Source organism: Sphingobium sp. BHU LFT2, assembly GCF_018604485.1.
GTDB lineage: Bacteria > Pseudomonadota > Alphaproteobacteria > Sphingomonadales > Sphingomonadaceae > Sphingobium > Sphingobium yanoikuyae_A.
In genome coordinates, this window is sequence record NZ_JAFCGW010000010.1 from 44780 (window position 1) to 59114 (window position 14335).

The following is a 14335-nucleotide window of genomic DNA, read 5'->3' on the forward strand; positions in this document are numbered from 1 at the left end:
CTCTTTTCCAGACCACCCGCCTGTCGCGTGGCTGTCGCTTCACTGTCGCCTCGCCGTCGCGTCGAAGGCGCTCGGGCGTGACCCGATTTCCCCGCCGCTGTCGCGTCACAGGCGCGTGGCCGGCGCGTCGCGGGTGCATCACAGGCGCATTGGCCCGAAATAGCCCGCACGACACTGTGAACTTCGACTGTCGCGTCCCGTGTCGGCCCCAATCGGCCTAGAGCGCGCGAAAACGGAAATCGGTGAAGCGCGCTTCACCCGCACCGGCAGAATAGAGGCCGGGGCGCAGCATCAGGAAGCCGCCGCGCACATTATGGTGATAGCCCGACACTTCCATCCCCCGGTCGAAGCGCGTCCAGCTCCTGCCGTCGTCGGCGCTGATGTGAAAGCGGATGATATGCCGGTCGTTGGTGACGCGCATCCGCATCCGACGGCCATGGGGATTGGCGGGGCGGCCGCGCTCTATCCCATATTGATGGGTGACGAACCGCTCCTGGTCGAAGCCCAGCCCGCAATACAACTGTTCGTCATAGAAGAGCAGCAGGCCGGCGACGGCACCCGGTGCGATCTCGATCGTGCATTCGAACTGATAGGCTTGATCGCCCGCCACCAGCAGCAGCGGCGACGAACTGGAGGGGGCCGTTCCGCTGGCCTTCAGGACCAGCGATCCGCCCTCGACCCGCGCCCGCTGCGCCTCCTGCGGCGAAGGCTTGAAGAAATTCCATCGCGATCCCAGGCGCAACACACTGAAATCATCCGACAGTGGCTGGCCATGCGGCCCGGCCTGGCCGCCCCTGGGCTTGGCGATCGGTTGCGACAGGTCGCCGCCGGTCATGCGGAACCAGCCGTCCGTGGTCCATTCGACCGGGTCGAGCAGCGTCTGCCGCCCCAGCGTCCAATAGCCATTTTCATAGCCATGATAGACCGACCACCAGCTGCCATCCGGTCCCTCGACCAAGGTGGCATGGCCGCGCGACCACCATTTTTCGGCGCGGTCGACGGTGCGCACGATCGGGTTGGCCGGACAATTTTCCCACGGTCCATGGATCGACCGCGACCGGGCGGCGATCACCATATGGCCGGTCGGCGGCCCGGCGGTGCCGCCCACGGCGGTCACCAGATAGAAATAGCCCTTATGGCGCAGGATCTTGGGGCCTTCGGGCGAGAAACCCTCGACATCCCAGTCGTCGGGATAGTGCCAGGGGTCATAGACATGTTCGGGCTGGCCGACGGTCGCCAGGCCATCGTCGGTCAGGCGCACCCGGTCGCCGCCCGACAGGAACAGCCAGCGCGATCCATCCTCGCCCACCGCATGGCCGGGATCGATATGGTTGGGCAGATTGAGGTCGATCGGATCGCTCCACGGCCCCTCGATCCGGTCGGCCCAGATCACATAGCTGGTGTTGGGAGATGCCTTGACCGGGATGTAGAGATAATAGCGGCCCTTATGCTTGCACAGTTCAGGCGCCCAGACCGATCCGATATTCTTGTGCAGCGCCGGGCCGACAGGTCGCCAGTTCACCAGATCGCGCGAATGCCAGATGATGAGGCCGGGATAGGAATCGAAGGTCGAGAAGGTCATGTAATAATCCGCGCCATCCTTCAGGATGGTGGGATCGGGATGGTCGCCCGCGATCAGCGGATTGAGGAAGCGGCCATCGCCCAGGTCGGCGATGCGCTGATTGTCGAAGCCGCGGCGCCAGTCAAGCGCGGGGGCAGGCGTGACCGGTGGAGCAGGGGGCGCTGCCCGCGCCTCGCTCAAACCACCTGCCAGCGCCGCCGAAGCCGTCGCCAGCAATGCGTCCCGTCGGCTGACTGCCATGACCCTCTCCCGATTATTGATACCGGTTACCTAAGGGCCATGACCTGATGCTGTCAAATGGCGCGGACCCGATCTTCGTAAAGCTCCAGCGGCAATCCGTCGGGGTCGGCGAAGAAGGTGAAGCGCCGGTCGGTATATTCGTCCACCCGCACCGGCTCGCACGCCACGCCATGGCTTTCGAGCCGGGCGACCTCCGCATCCAGGTCGCTGACGGCAAAGGCCAGGTGGCGCAGGCCACAGGCTTCCGGGCGCGAGGGGCGCGGCGGCGGATTGGGGAAGGAGAAAAGCTCGATCTGCGCGTCGCCGACCGCCAGATCGCATTTCCAGCTGTCCCGCTCGGCGCGATAGACCTCGTTCAGCACGGCAAAGCCGAGAATGTCGACATAGAAATGGCGGGACCGGGCATAGTCGGACCCGATGATGGCGATATGATGGATGGCGTGCATCGCCCAGCGCTATCGCGGGATGCGCCCGTCGCGCAATGGCTATCCGGCGATCAGTGCCTGAAGGTCGAGCAGCGCCCGACCGAAGGACAGGCCCTGCGGCCCGGCGACGAAGCGGGGTTCCCACTCCGGCCCGAACTTGTCCTTGTAGGCGCGCAGTCCCTCAAAGCCATAAAGCGCATTGCCATGCTGGTAGAGCAGCGCCCCCAGCTTCGACCAGAGCGGTGCCAGCCGGCGCGCCTCCAGCCCGGAAAGCGGGGCGAGGCCGAGGTTGAACCAGCGATAACCCTGTGCCTTGCCCCACAGCATCAGGTGGATGAACAGAAAGTCCATCGTGCCATAGGGCGCGCCGTCGTCATGGCGCATCAGGTCGACCGACAGTTCGGACTGGTCGGCCGCGGCCCAGATATTGGCGAAGGCTACGATCCTGCCCTCCTGCCGCACCACGGCACAGTCGAACCGCGCCATATAGGCGCGATCGAAGCGGCCGACGCTGAAGCATTTTTCCTTGTGCCCCTTGGCCTGGAGCCAATGGGCGGAAATCTCGGCCAGCCGGTCCATTTCCTTGTCCAGCATGGCAGCGGGGATGATCTCGAAACTGGCGCCCTCACGCGCCGCGCGCCGCTCGGCATAGCGCAGAGGCTTGGCATCCGGGCCGTCCAGCGTGAAACCGGCCAGATCGACATGCGCTTCCTCGCCATATTTGACGATCTGCAATCCCAGCTCGATCGCCAGCGGCAGCATGTCCTGGCTGATCTGGTAGAGCAGCAGGCGGCCCTGCGCCGCATCGGCCTGTTCGCGCAGCCGCCAGAGCAGATCCGCCCACTCGCTTCGGGCGCCGACGGGATCGCCCATGACGATCCAGCTATGCCCCCTGATCTGGTACATCAGGCAACAGGTGCCGCCATCCGACACCAGGAAGCGCTTGTCGCCGATATAGGCAAGATTGGCGTCGGTGCGTTCGGCCAGCGCCAACGCGGCCTCCGGCGGGACGGCGGCATTGCTGGCCAAGGCGGGAATGGTCGCGGCCGGGCGCAGCAGGCGCCACAGCGCCACGCCGATCAGCAGGACGGCAACGGCCAGGCTGGCGCGCAGGAAGCGCGACGCATCTGCGCGGGCGGCAAAATGCCACCAGAGGTCGTTCTGATATTCGACATGCTTGTAGGCGAAGAAGCCGATCCAGACGCAGAGGCCCAGAACCACTGCGACCGTCGCCAGCCAGCCGGGGGTGAAGGCGTCGGCGATCAACTGGGTCCGACGATAGAAGGCCGGGCGCGCCCATTGCAGCAGCGCGGCGATCAGCAGCATCGCCGCCGCCTCCTCATAATCCAGCCCCTTGAGCAGCGAGAAGATCGCGCCGGCCAACAGCAGGATGCGGGTCAACCAGAAGGCGCCGTCCAGCCGCCGATAGAGGCCGGCCGACAGGATCAGCAGCGCCGCGCCGACCAGGCTGCCGGCCATGTGGGAGGCTTCGAGGAAGGGGAGGGGCACGACGCTGTTGAGGGTCGCGACCCGGTGCGGGATGGCCGGGAGCGAACCCGATACCAGCAGGATGGCGCCGCCCAGGAAGACGAGCGCTGCCGTCATGATCGGCGCAAGGCCGGTCGTGACGGCTTGCAGCCCGCGCAGGGTCCGGCGCAAGGGCTGCCGCCAGCGCCAGCCCTCCTGCGCAACGATGATGCCGACCGCGATCAGCAGCGGCAGGATATAATAGACCAGTCGATAGGCGAGCAGCGCGGCGACCAGTTGCGGCCGATCGACGCCCGGCAGGGCGGCGAGCATCACCAGTTCGAACACGCCGACGCCGCCGGGCACATGGGTCAGCAGCACGGCGACGATGGCGAGCGCATAGCCCAGGAAGAAGGCAGGCCAGGCGTGCAGGCCGACGCCGGGCACCAGGACGAACAGCGCAGCGCTGGCCGCAGCGAGATCGATCACGCCGATGCCGATCTGGCAGAATATGCGCGAGGCAGGCGGCAGCGGCAGGGACATGCGGCCAAAATGCAGCATCCGTCCCTGCCGGCCGGCAAAGATGATCAGGCCGATGATGGCCGTGAGGGTCAGGCTTCCGGCCACACGCAATGCTGGCGCGGACAGGCGGATATCGCCCATCGACAGCGTCTCCGGCCGCCAGACCAGCATGGCCGCCGCCAGCGTCAGGACGCCGCCCCAGAAGGTGGCGCCAGCGATCGCGACCACCCGCGCTACATCGGCAACACCCAGCCCCGCCGCGCTGTAGATGCGGTAGCGTGCCGATCCGCCGGTCAGCAGCGACAGGCCCAGATTATGGCTGAGCGTATAGCTGGTGAAGGAAGCGAGCGCCGCCGTCCCATAGGGCAAGGGGCGGCCGATCGAGCGCAGCGCCAGCACGTCGTAGAAGGTGAGGGTCACATAGCTGATCGCGGTCAGCAGCAGGGCGGGCACCAGGGCTGCTGGACCAAGTGCGTGAAAGGCCGCGCGTATGTCGCGCACATGCACATCGTGCAGCAGATGGTAGAGTGCGACGAAGCCGAGCGCGGCGAGCAGCACGACCAGCCCCACCGACAAGGGCGTCTGGTAACGGCGCAAATATGTCATGGCCCCCATCCGCCGCTATCCCGTCTTGACCCGGTGCCAGAGCTGGCTGCGGCAGAAAAGCCCACCCAGGATGCAGCCGGAAATCTTCAACTGGTCCGGCCCTTGCTGGTCGATGGTGGAATAGAAGGTGCGGCCCATGTCGGGCACATAGACCCGCCCGGCCCAATGGCCCGGTCCTTTGGGGCGATAATCCTGCAACAGGGTGGTGCCGACCAGATGCGGGATGCCGGCATCGCTGGCATCGGCCAGCGCCTCGGCATTGGCGTGGCTGACCCAGCCGCACAATCTGTCCTGGCAGGCGCCGGTCGTGACCGTGACGCTGCCGCGCGGATTGATCCAGGAACCCAGCACCGGATCGGCCGCCATCGCCGGAACGGCGGCGATCAGGCTGATGCCGGCAAGGAACAGGCGCAAGGCATGAGGCATGGGTCAGGTTTTCCGGATCAATCCCTGCCGGGCGAAGGCCGCGTGCAGAATATGGTAGAGCGCATCGACATCATGGTGCAACGGGTGTCCGCCCGGCAGCGCGATGGTCTGCACATTGGGCTGGTGCAGCAATGGGCACAGGCTTGCCGCTTCCTCCTGTCCATGGACGCAGAGCAAAGGCGCCCAGTCGAGCTTGCGCGCGGTCGGCAGGGCGTCCGCCTCCGCCATGGCAAAGGTGAATATCTCACCGGGCGAAGCGCGATATTCGACCGTGGCGCCTGGCACGACCAGCGCCACCATGGCGATGGCATGGCGTTGCGCGGGAGGCAGCGCGGCAAGGCCGACATGCGCCATGTCGGCGCCGAAGGACTGGCCTATCAGGATGACCGGCGCGGCGGGATCAATGCTGTGGGCCTGAGCCAGTGCCTGGCTGATCAGGGTAGTGGCTTCGGCAGAGCTGCGGGTCCTGCGAAAATAGGTCAGCGAATTGACGCCGACGGTCGGCAGGCCGTCTTGCGTCAGGCGGGCCATGATGCCCGGCCCCATGCCGACCTTTATGCCCATGTCGCCCGACAGGATGATGGCGATCGGCGTGCCATGGCCCGGCCGATAGCCCTGCGGGCGGGAGAAAGAAAAGGGATCGCCGCCCAGATAGCCGAGCCATTGGAAGGTCGCTGCCAGCAGAGCGAGGATCAGGATGGGCAGGATATACCGGATGCTCTTGCCGCTGCGCGCCATCATGCCGTCTCCTCGATCGACCCGAGCGCCCGGCACGTCGGGAGGAGACCGACGTGCCGGGCTGTGAGCGGTCGGAACAAGACCCACGCGTTCCGACCGTTCGGCCAGCTGGTCCAAGCTGGCCTGTTTCGTGCCACCCAAGGGGGAGGGGAGGTGGCACGACCGATATGGTCGATGACGGCCTGCGGTAGCGTGGCTGGAAGATGAACTTTTGGAGAGGCGGCCGATCAGATGCGGCGGGCGACTGCGCCGGCGGCCCAGCCCATGCCGACGGCCAGGGCGATGGCGGTCAGGCCATAGAGGAAAGACCAGCGTTCAGCCGCGACGGCCATGAACTGTTCGAAGCCCGATTTGCGGACATGGATGTCGCGCACCGCCGCTGCCACGACGCGGCCGTCCTGCACCAGGAAGGTTTCGGCGGTATAATCGCCCACGATCACGCGCGCCGACAGCGGCAGGCGGGCGCGATAGAGCACGCTGTCACTGATCTCCACCGTGCCGGGGCGTTCAAGGAACAGGCCGTTGCGCTGGCGCAGATCGACCAGGCCAGCCTGGAACCGGTCCAGCTCCGCGCTGTCGTTGAGCGAGGAGGGGGAGAGTTGCAGCTTGTCGACGCCCAGTTCGTAGATCGCCGCCGTGCGTTCATCGACGATCTGGGCGATCGGTCGGGAGGAGGCCATGGCGTAGAAGCTGGGCGCAGAGCGAAAGCGGGCGCGCTCGGCATTGACCCAGATGCCGGCGACCTTCTGTTTCTCGCGCATGGTGATCGACTGTTCGGGGCCCTTCAGCACGACGACGATGTCCGCCGGCTTGTCCGGACGCCGACCGTCGGGATAGACGATGGCGCCGAACAGCAGCAGGTCCGCGCCGGTGAAGCTGTACTGGATCTCGACCTCGCGCTGCGACACATCGGGCACCAGTTGCGGTTCGTCCGCGGCACTCAGCAGCAGCGCCAAGGCCGGCAGGATGAGGCGGGATATCCTCATTTGACGTCGATCGTGAAGATTTCGTCGGGCCGCCAGCCCAGCCCCAGCGCCATGCGCGCGGCGACCAGCAGCACGATCGCGGCGAGGAGGATGCGCAGATATTCCGGGCGGATCGTCATCGACAGCCGGGTGCCGACCTGCGCGCCGGTGACGCTGCCGATCAGCAGCAGCATGGCCAGCACCAGATCGACCGCCTTGGTCGTCATCGCGTGCATCATGGTCGTCGCCATGGTGACGAACAGGATCTGAAACAGCGACGTTCCGACCACCGACTGGGTGTTCATGCCGAGCAGATAGAGCATCGCCGGCACCAGGATGAAGCCGCCACCCACGCCCAGCAACATGGTCAGGATGCCGGTTGCCATGCCCAGCAGCAGCGGCGCCAGCGGCGAGATATAGAGGCCCGAGCGATAGAAGCGCCAGCGCATCGGCAGTGCGGCGACCAGCGGATGGTGGCGGCGCTTGCGCGCCTGCATGCGCTTGCCGGTCTTGAGCGCGATAAGCGCCTGGATCGACTCCTTCGCCATCAGCGATCCGATGCCGCCCAGCATCAGCACATAGAGAATGCCGATCACGGTATCGATCTGCCCCAGCGACTGGAGCAGGCGGAAGATGAGAACGCCAAGGCCCGCGCCGACCACGCCGCCGGCGATCAGTACGCCGCCCATGCGGAAATCGACGGTGCCGCGCGACATGTGGGTGACGACGCCGGACACGCTGGCGCCGGTCACCTGGCTGGCAGCGGAGGCTGCTGCGACCGTGGGCGGGATGCCATAGAAGATCAGCAGCGGCGTGGTGAGGAAGCCGCCACCCACGCCGAACATGCCCGACAACAGGCCGACGACGCCACCCAGTCCGATGATGACCAGGGCGTTCACCGACAGATTGGCGATGGGCAGGTATAGATCCATGCCCCATCGGGTTAGAGACAAAAGACTCCGAGCGAAAGCCGGGAGATGGCCGGCAGGCTAAAAATCGGCGGCGAGTGTGACCGCCAGGCCGGAAGCCGGTTTGGCTTGACCGGCGACACGTTCACGCCATTCGATCCCGATGCGTGCGGCGATCACTGGAAGGGGCAGACGAAACTGGATTTCGGGGCCGATATCCAGTCGTTCGACATCGGGTTGCGCACCACCAGACAGGCTGAGGCCAACGCGCAGAGGGCTGTCCTTGACCGGCGCGAGCAGCGAGAATTTTCCGTCGATGAAAAGGTCGCGCTTGTGCAGCCCCACCATGCCGGTCTGCGCATAAAGGCTGGCTTCGATCGGTCCTGCCACGGGTTTGGGGCCAAAACCGCCGACGAGCAGCAGCGCGAAGGCGTCGCGCGCCTGGGTATCGAGCGCGATCCGTCGTTCGACGCCAAGGCTGACGGCAATATGGCGTATTGGCTGATAGGACAGGCCGATCGCGGTTTCGGGCGCTTCTGGCGACTGGAGGGCCGTCGTGGCCCGACCATAAGCTGCAAGGCGCCCCGAGGATCGGGGCATCAGGTCGAAGTCGATCCGTGCCCCGGCCTGCGACCCGCCGAGGCGCCCCACCGTGGCCAGGTCTGCCGATGAACCACCGCCGGAGCGCCAGAGCAGCCAGGCGCTGCCTTGCCAGCGATCATGACCGACGGGTGATATGGTCGATACCGAAATGGCAAGCGGTTCCATGGCTTTGGGCCGGCCTAGGGGAGGTCTTTGTCCGGAGGCGCCAGAGGTCAACGACCATGCAGTCGATAGTGGCGCGATGGCATAAGCGGTCCGGACTGGCTTGAAGGGCGAACTCGCACGGATGGCTTGCCACTTATTGCCAGAATAAATTGCCGTCTCTGCTCTGCGGATGATCGGGATCATGCGCTCCTGACGGGTGGGGGAGCCGATCCGACTGCCTTTTGCCGGGGTCGGCACTGTCGCTGGTAGTGGTGCTGTCGACGCGATCGTGCCGAACAGGCGCATGCCGGTCCAGCCGATGCACAGGATGAAAAAGAAGCGCACCGGCCGTCCATCGGCCGATGATCCGATCATGCCTGCTCCTCCATGTCGGGGAAGCGATGTTGCGTCTTGTCCCACACCAGCGGCTTGCCCAGCAGCGACTGGACATAGAGGACCACGGCGCGCCGGGCGGCCAGGATAGCGATCGCGTTGCCGACGAACATGCGCGGCACTGCCGCCAGTCCATGCCGCCAGCCATAGGCATGGCCGGCAAAGATCGCGCGCATCATGATGCGCCATGCCATGAGCCAGAGATTGAGCGTCAGCAAGCTGTCGATCAGCGGCGTCGACGGCCGCATTTGCGGCGCCAGGAATGGGCGCACCAGTTCCAATATGCTCCAGAGCAGCAGCGTGGCGTAGGCGGCCACGATGATCAGGGCCGCAAGGGTGGCGCGTCGGTCCCTGATCCGCATCCACCATTCGGCCGGGCCACCCTGCCAGCCCATCCGATCCCATCCGGCAAGCGAAATGCCGATGATCCAGCGTGCCTTTTGGCGGATGGCGGCCGGGGCGCTGTCGGGAAAATATTCGCGTGTCGCGACAAGACGGCCCTGTGCGTCACGGATGCGCAGGAAGATGCCCCGGCCGCCCATGTCGGCGATCCGCAACCCTGCCTCATAGTCTTCGGTCAATGACCCCGGATCGAATGGCCCCGCGTCAGCATGAGGGGCGAGGGCGGCCAATATATTTCTTTCAAAGGCGCAGGCGACGCCGGCAGAGGGAATGGATGCACCAAGAAATTCCCTCACTGTCAGGGACTTCCCATGGGCTTCCGCAAACTCATCGCAATAATGATTGGCGATGGCACGGGAAAACCAGGTGCCGCGACCCGGTAGGGGGAGTACCGGCAATTGCACCAGCGCGAACCGGTCGATCATGTGATCGAACAGCCGGATTTCATCGGGATGCACGACGTCTTCGGCATCATGCATGACGATGGCCTTGAACCGGATGCCGCTTCGGCCTTCCTCCGCCAGCATGCTGCGCCAGTTGATGTTCAGGCAATCGGCCTTTGTGGTTGGGCCGGGGCGGTCATTCAGGCACAATATGATATGCGGTTGATCGATGGCGATGGACGCAATCGCGTCGATCGTTGCGGGATCATTGGGATAGGCGCCGACGAATATGCGATAATCGGCATCGCCCCAGCAATGTACGGCATGGCGCAGCATCGCGCCGATGACGTCCGCTTCCTGCCAGGCGGGAATGAAGATGGCGATACGGCCGGGCGTCGATGAAGGTGGCAATGTCGCCATCGTCATGCGGAGGCGGCGAGGGTGCCGGACCGCCCGCCAGGCTCGGCGGATCAGGAACAGAAGGTCGATCGCCAGATCATCCAGCCCGCCCAAGGCGAAGCCGATGACCGCGAACAACAATATCTCATAATGCAGCGCCTGTAGCGCGCCAAAGAGCATGTCCCCCACGATCCCGGATTTCCCCTGTCCCGATCGCCATGCGGCAGGGCGAATTTATGTCATGAGAACAGCGGTCTTCCAAGTATTTTGGAGAAAGTCTGTCAACATTGGCCGGCTGATCTGGGTTGGACCTGAGCGGAAATTTCCCTAAGGGGGAAGAATGGCAATACCGGCAAGCACTTATGGAGAAGAGGCGTGACCGAACGGCCCGTGTCCGCCCTCAGGAATTTCTTGAAGGGAGAAGCAGGCAGTGGCGTCTTGCTGATGATTTCGGCCGCGATCGCAATGATCATGGCGAATCTTCCTGGTGCTGCCGGCCATGTCTATCATGACATCTTCCATATGGTGACGGGGCCGGTGCTTGCTCCTGCGCTCGGTCCCATGACGATCCATTTGTGGGTCAATGACGGACTGATGGCGATCTTCTTCCTGCTCGTCGGGCTGGAGATCAAACGTGAGTTCGTCGATGGTGGCCTGTCCACCTGGGAGAGGCGGCGCCTGCCTTTCATCGCGGCGGGGGCGGGCATGATCGCGCCAGCGCTGGTCTATCTGGCCGTTACGGCTGGGGAACCGGCCCTGGCGCGCGGCTGGGCGATCCCGGCGGCCACGGATATTGCCTTCGCGATCGGGGTTCTGGCGCTGCTGGGGTCGCGGGCTCCCGCATCGATCAAGCTGTTCCTGACGGCTGTCGCGATCGTCGACGACATGGGCGCGGTGGCGATCATTGCGCTGGCCTACAGCCAGGGGCTGGATGTCATGGCTTTGGCCGGCGCCTTTATCGTCCTGCTGGTCATGTTCGGCATGAACCGCGTCGGCGTGCGGGCCTTGGCACCTTATCTCATCGGCTTCCTGCTGCTCTGGTATCTGATGCTGCTGTCGGGCGTGCATGCCACGATCGCGGGCGTGCTCGCCGCCATCACCATCCCGGTCAATCGCACGCCGGGTGCGCCGGATGCGGTGGACAGTCCGCTCCATCGCCTGGAACATCTGATCCATCCCTGGAGCGCCTATCTGATCGTACCGCTCTTCGGCTTTGCCAATGCCGGCATCACGCTCAATGGCGAAGCGATCGGCGCTCTGCTCAGCCCCTTGCCGATCGGTGTGGCGCTGGGGCTGCTGCTCGGCAAGCAACTGGGCGTGTTCGGTAGTATCTGGCTGGCGCAGAAGCTAGGCATCGCGGCGCGGCCTTCGGGGGCGAGCTGGGTGCAGATTTACGGCATGGCGCTGCTGTGCGGGATCGGTTTCACCATGAGCCTGTTCATTGGCGCCCTCGCCTTTCCGGGGCAGCCATTGCTGGTCGAGGAGGCCAAGATCGGCATCCTCGGCGGATCCTTGCTGTCCGCGCTGTGCGGTTATGCGGTGCTGCGTTTTGCACCAGCGCCGCGTTCGGTCGAGCGGGGCGCAGGGTGAGGGGAATCGCGTAGCATTAACCTTCATGCTACTATCGCTCTGCCGTTGCCGCGACTCGCTTCGCGTCAGCGCGCCGACCGCACTTTCGAAAAATACGGGAGGAGGGCGAACCGATGGAGACGGACGTCAATTATCTGCTGCATCGCCAGCAGATGTCGCTGATCAACGCGCAGGCAACGGCATCGCCCGAGGGGCGCGCTGCCTATGAAGGGCTGGCACGCGGTTATATCGATCAGGTCGAAGCCTATCGCAGGCGCAATGAGCAACGGGAGAGGCTGATCATTCCGGCACATTGATTCTCCGACCATTGACTCGTCGCGCTATCGACGGGAAATCAGGCGATCGATCACTTCCTGATGCGGGCCGTCGGCACCGCATTCGCGCTCCAGTATCTTCTTGATCTTCTCCAGTTCGGCTTCGGTCAGATGTTCGATGCCGATGAAGTCGTTGCGCGCGGTCTCGATCGAACGGATCAGTTCGTCGAGCTTGGCCTGGATCGCCGCGCCGTCGCGGTTCTGGGCATTCTGGATCAGGAAGACCATCAGGAAGGTGACGATGGTCGTGCCGGTATTGATCACCAGTTGCCAAGTGTCGGAATAGTGGAAGAGCGGACCGGTCACGCCCCAGATCAATACCACGCCGACCGCCAGGATGAAGGCGAGCGGCTGGCCAGTCCAACTGGCGATCCGTGCCGACAGGGCGGAAAATATCCGATCCATGCAAACTCCTTTGGCTGTCCTGCGCATTTAGGCTCTGTTCAGCCATCTGCTGTCATGGCCATGCCCATGGCAACCATATCTTTTCGTGCAACGATCGGCGCGCTCGCCGGCTCTCTTCTGCTGGCCTCCTGCGCCAGCGTTTCCCCCGAATCACGTGTGCGTGCCGGGCTGATCGACGCTGGTCTTTCACCGCGAATGGCCGGCTGCATGGCCGAACGCATGGTCGATCGGCTCAGCCTGGTGCAGTTGCGACGGCTCCAGTCGATCGCCTCGCTCCACAAGTCGCACATGGGCAAGATGAGTATGGACGAACTCCTCTATAAGGTCCGTGCGCTGGAGGATCCGGAGATTTTCCTGGTGACCAGCAAGGCCGCCATTCACTGCTCCTTCTGACGCCGATTTCACAATAAAGCAGGGTCGGGCTTCGCAAGGGTTTTGCAATTTTGCAAAGTCGTTTTGCGAAATGGCTCTGGCCCTGCTTCCTCGCCTGTGCTTAACCCGCCTCAACAGTTTTCCTGTGAACAAAGGACGGGCTAGCCCATGAACATTCACGAATATCAGGCGAAGGAACTGCTCGCCAAGTATGGCGCGCCGATCGCCGCCGGTCACGCTGCCTTCACTGTCGAGGAAGCCGTCGAGGCTGCCAAGAAGCTGCCCGGACCGCTCTATGTCGTGAAGTCGCAGATCCACGCTGGTGGCCGCGGCAAGGGCAAGTTCAAGGAACTGGCCCCCGAAGCCAAGGGCGGCGTCCGCCTCGCCTTCAACCTGGACGAGGTGAAGGCCCACGCCACCGACATGCTCGGCAACACGCTGGTCACCATCCAGACCGGCGACGCAGGCAAGCAGGTCAACCGTCTGTACATCACCGACGGTGCCGACATCGCCAAGGAATTCTACCTGGCGCTGCTGGTCGATCGCGCCACCAGCCGCATCGCCTTCGTCGTGTCGACCGAAGGCGGCATGGACATTGAAGAGGTCGCCCACTCGACCCCCGAAAAGATCCACAGCTTCTCGGTCGATCCGGCCACCGGCTTCCAGCCGCACCACGGCCGCGCCGTTGCTGCTGCCCTGGGCCTGACCGGCGACCTCGCCAAGCAGGCTTCTAAGGTTGCCGCGTCGCTCTATGCCGCGTTCCTCGACACCGACGCCGAGCAGATCGAAGTCAATCCGCTGGCACTGACCGAGCAGGGCAACCTGCTGGTTCTGGACGCCAAGGTCGGTTTCGACGGTAACGCCATGTTCCGTCACAAGGATATCGCCGAACTGCGCGACCTGACCGAAGAAGATGCGGCCGAAGTCGAAGCGTCGAAGTACGACCTCGCCTACATCAAGCTGGACGGCAACATCGGCTGCATGGTGAACGGCGCTGGCCTGGCCATGGCGACCATGGACATCATCAAGCTGAACGGCGAATTCCCCGCCAACTTCCTGGACGTGGGTGGCGGCGCCACCACCGAAAAGGTGACCGCAGCTTTCAAGATCATCCTGAAGGACCCGGCCGTTAAGGGCATTCTGGTCAACATCTTCGGCGGCATCATGAAGTGCGACATCATTGCCAATGGCATTGTCGAAGCTGCCAAGGAAGTGAACCTGTCGGTTCCGCTGGTGGTCCGCCTGGAAGGCACCAACGTCCAGCAGGGCAAGGACATTCTGGCCAATTCGGGTCTGCCGATCGTCCCCGCCGACGATCTGGGCGATGCGGCCAAGAAGATCGTGGCAGAAGTGAGGAAGGCGGCCTGAGCCCCCTAATCACCTGAGAAGATACGCCATAGGGCGTGGGTGACCTGGAAACGGGTCGCCCACGTCCGTGTTCGCGTTGGCGG

General features: G+C 64.3%; 14 protein-coding genes. 4 read left to right on the top strand and 10 right to left on the bottom strand.

The window, feature by feature from the left end; genetic code table 11:
• Positions 1-217: 217 nt before the first annotated feature.
• From JQK15_RS17525 to JQK15_RS17565, 9 genes are all read right to left on the bottom strand, one after another.
• Positions 218-1822 carry a family 43 glycosylhydrolase gene (locus JQK15_RS17525; RefSeq protein ID WP_214866641.1) on the bottom strand — a complete coding sequence of 535 codons (1605 nt, stop codon included), beginning with the start codon at positions 1820-1822 and terminating at the stop codon, positions 218-220.
• Between the two features lie 53 nt (positions 1823-1875).
• Positions 1876-2268 (bottom strand): VOC family protein, encoded by a 393-nt coding sequence (locus tag JQK15_RS17530; RefSeq protein WP_214866642.1) that lies wholly within the window; start codon positions 2266-2268, stop codon positions 1876-1878.
• A gap of 39 nt (positions 2269-2307) precedes the next feature.
• Entirely contained in the window at positions 2308-4851 is a 2544-nt protein-coding gene (gene mprF, locus JQK15_RS17535; RefSeq protein WP_214866643.1) for a bifunctional lysylphosphatidylglycerol flippase/synthetase MprF, read from the bottom strand.
• Between the two features lie 6 nt (positions 4852-4857).
• Positions 4858-5268 (bottom strand): DUF2147 domain-containing protein, encoded by a 411-nt coding sequence (locus JQK15_RS17540; RefSeq protein ID WP_017502007.1) that lies wholly within the window; start codon positions 5266-5268, stop codon positions 4858-4860.
• Between the two features lie 3 nt (positions 5269-5271).
• On the bottom strand, positions 5272-6009 hold the full coding sequence (locus tag JQK15_RS17545; protein ID WP_214866644.1) for an AcvB/VirJ family lysyl-phosphatidylglycerol hydrolase: 738 nt from the start codon (positions 6007-6009) through the stop codon (positions 5272-5274).
• 224 nt (positions 6010-6233) lie between these two features.
• Entirely contained in the window at positions 6234-6992 is a 759-nt protein-coding gene (locus JQK15_RS17550) for a TIGR02186 family protein (RefSeq protein WP_214866645.1), read from the bottom strand.
• A complete protein-coding gene (locus tag JQK15_RS17555; protein ID WP_004207740.1) occupies positions 6989-7903 on the bottom strand; it encodes a sulfite exporter TauE/SafE family protein in 915 nt (304 codons plus the stop codon). Before JQK15_RS17555 ends, JQK15_RS17550 begins: the two co-directional genes overlap by 4 nt.
• A 57-nt stretch (positions 7904-7960) precedes the next feature.
• Positions 7961-8830 carry a hypothetical protein gene (locus tag JQK15_RS17560; RefSeq protein ID WP_251007840.1) on the bottom strand — a complete coding sequence of 290 codons (870 nt, stop codon included), beginning with the start codon at positions 8828-8830 and terminating at the stop codon, positions 7961-7963.
• A gap of 167 nt (positions 8831-8997) precedes the next feature.
• Positions 8998-10383 carry a glycosyl transferase family protein gene (locus JQK15_RS17565; RefSeq protein WP_214866719.1) on the bottom strand — a complete coding sequence of 462 codons (1386 nt, stop codon included), beginning with the start codon at positions 10381-10383 and terminating at the stop codon, positions 8998-9000.
• Between the two features lie 195 nt (positions 10384-10578).
• Here JQK15_RS17565 and nhaA point away from each other — a divergent pair, with 195 nt between their 5' ends.
• Together nhaA and JQK15_RS17575 are read left to right on the top strand one after the other, a co-directional pair.
• Positions 10579-11793 carry a Na+/H+ antiporter NhaA gene (gene nhaA / locus JQK15_RS17570; protein WP_214866646.1) on the top strand — a complete coding sequence of 405 codons (1215 nt, stop codon included), beginning with the start codon at positions 10579-10581 and terminating at the stop codon, positions 11791-11793.
• Positions 11794-11906: 113 nt separating this feature from the next.
• A complete protein-coding gene (locus tag JQK15_RS17575; RefSeq protein WP_214866647.1) occupies positions 11907-12089 on the top strand; it encodes a hypothetical protein in 183 nt (60 codons plus the stop codon).
• 24 nt (positions 12090-12113) lie between these two features.
• On the opposite strand, the gene JQK15_RS17580 is transcribed toward JQK15_RS17575, so the two are convergent.
• Positions 12114-12512 carry a low affinity iron permease family protein gene (locus JQK15_RS17580; protein WP_010336658.1) on the bottom strand — a complete coding sequence of 133 codons (399 nt, stop codon included), beginning with the start codon at positions 12510-12512 and terminating at the stop codon, positions 12114-12116.
• A gap of 66 nt (positions 12513-12578) precedes the next feature.
• Between JQK15_RS17580 and JQK15_RS17585 the strand changes: the two genes are divergently transcribed.
• Both JQK15_RS17585 and sucC read left to right on the top strand, forming a co-directional pair.
• Positions 12579-12905, top strand: a complete 327-nt coding sequence (locus JQK15_RS17585; RefSeq protein ID WP_026109351.1) for a hypothetical protein — start codon at positions 12579-12581, stop codon at positions 12903-12905.
• Between the two features lie 147 nt (positions 12906-13052).
• The gene (gene sucC / locus JQK15_RS17590; RefSeq protein WP_097384050.1) at positions 13053-14252 is read left to right on the top strand and encodes an ADP-forming succinate--CoA ligase subunit beta; all 1200 of its coding nucleotides are present in this window, start codon (positions 13053-13055) and stop codon (positions 14250-14252) included.
• Positions 14253-14335: the final 83 nt, after the last annotated feature.

Excerpts from the sequence above, each read along its gene's own strand:
- JQK15_RS17525 (WP_214866641.1), bottom strand. The coding sequence starts at position 1,822 with ATGGCAGTCAGCCGACGGGACGCATTGCTGGCGACGGCTTCGGCGGCG.
- JQK15_RS17530 (WP_214866642.1), bottom strand. The coding sequence starts at position 2,268 with ATGCACGCCATCCATCATATCGCCATCATCGGGTCCGACTATGCCCGG.
- mprF (WP_214866643.1), bottom strand. The coding sequence starts at position 4,851 with ATGGGGGCCATGACATATTTGCGCCGTTACCAGACGCCCTTGTCGGTG.
- JQK15_RS17540 (WP_017502007.1), bottom strand. The coding sequence starts at position 5,268 with ATGCCTCATGCCTTGCGCCTGTTCCTTGCCGGCATCAGCCTGATCGCC.
- JQK15_RS17545 (WP_214866644.1), bottom strand. The coding sequence starts at position 6,009 with ATGATGGCGCGCAGCGGCAAGAGCATCCGGTATATCCTGCCCATCCTG.
- JQK15_RS17550 (WP_214866645.1), bottom strand. The coding sequence starts at position 6,992 with ATGAGGATATCCCGCCTCATCCTGCCGGCCTTGGCGCTGCTGCTGAGT.
- JQK15_RS17555 (WP_004207740.1), bottom strand. The coding sequence starts at position 7,903 with ATGGATCTATACCTGCCCATCGCCAATCTGTCGGTGAACGCCCTGGTC.
- JQK15_RS17560 (WP_251007840.1), bottom strand. The coding sequence starts at position 8,830 with ATGATCCCGATCATCCGCAGAGCAGAGACGGCAATTTATTCTGGCAAT.
- JQK15_RS17565 (WP_214866719.1), bottom strand. The coding sequence starts at position 10,383 with ATGCTCTTTGGCGCGCTACAGGCGCTGCATTATGAGATATTGTTGTTC.
- JQK15_RS17575 (WP_214866647.1), top strand. The coding sequence starts at position 11,907 with ATGGAGACGGACGTCAATTATCTGCTGCATCGCCAGCAGATGTCGCTG.
- JQK15_RS17580 (WP_010336658.1), bottom strand. The coding sequence starts at position 12,512 with ATGGATCGGATATTTTCCGCCCTGTCGGCACGGATCGCCAGTTGGACT.
- JQK15_RS17585 (WP_026109351.1), top strand. The coding sequence starts at position 12,579 with ATGGCAACCATATCTTTTCGTGCAACGATCGGCGCGCTCGCCGGCTCT.
- sucC (WP_097384050.1), top strand. The coding sequence starts at position 13,053 with ATGAACATTCACGAATATCAGGCGAAGGAACTGCTCGCCAAGTATGGC.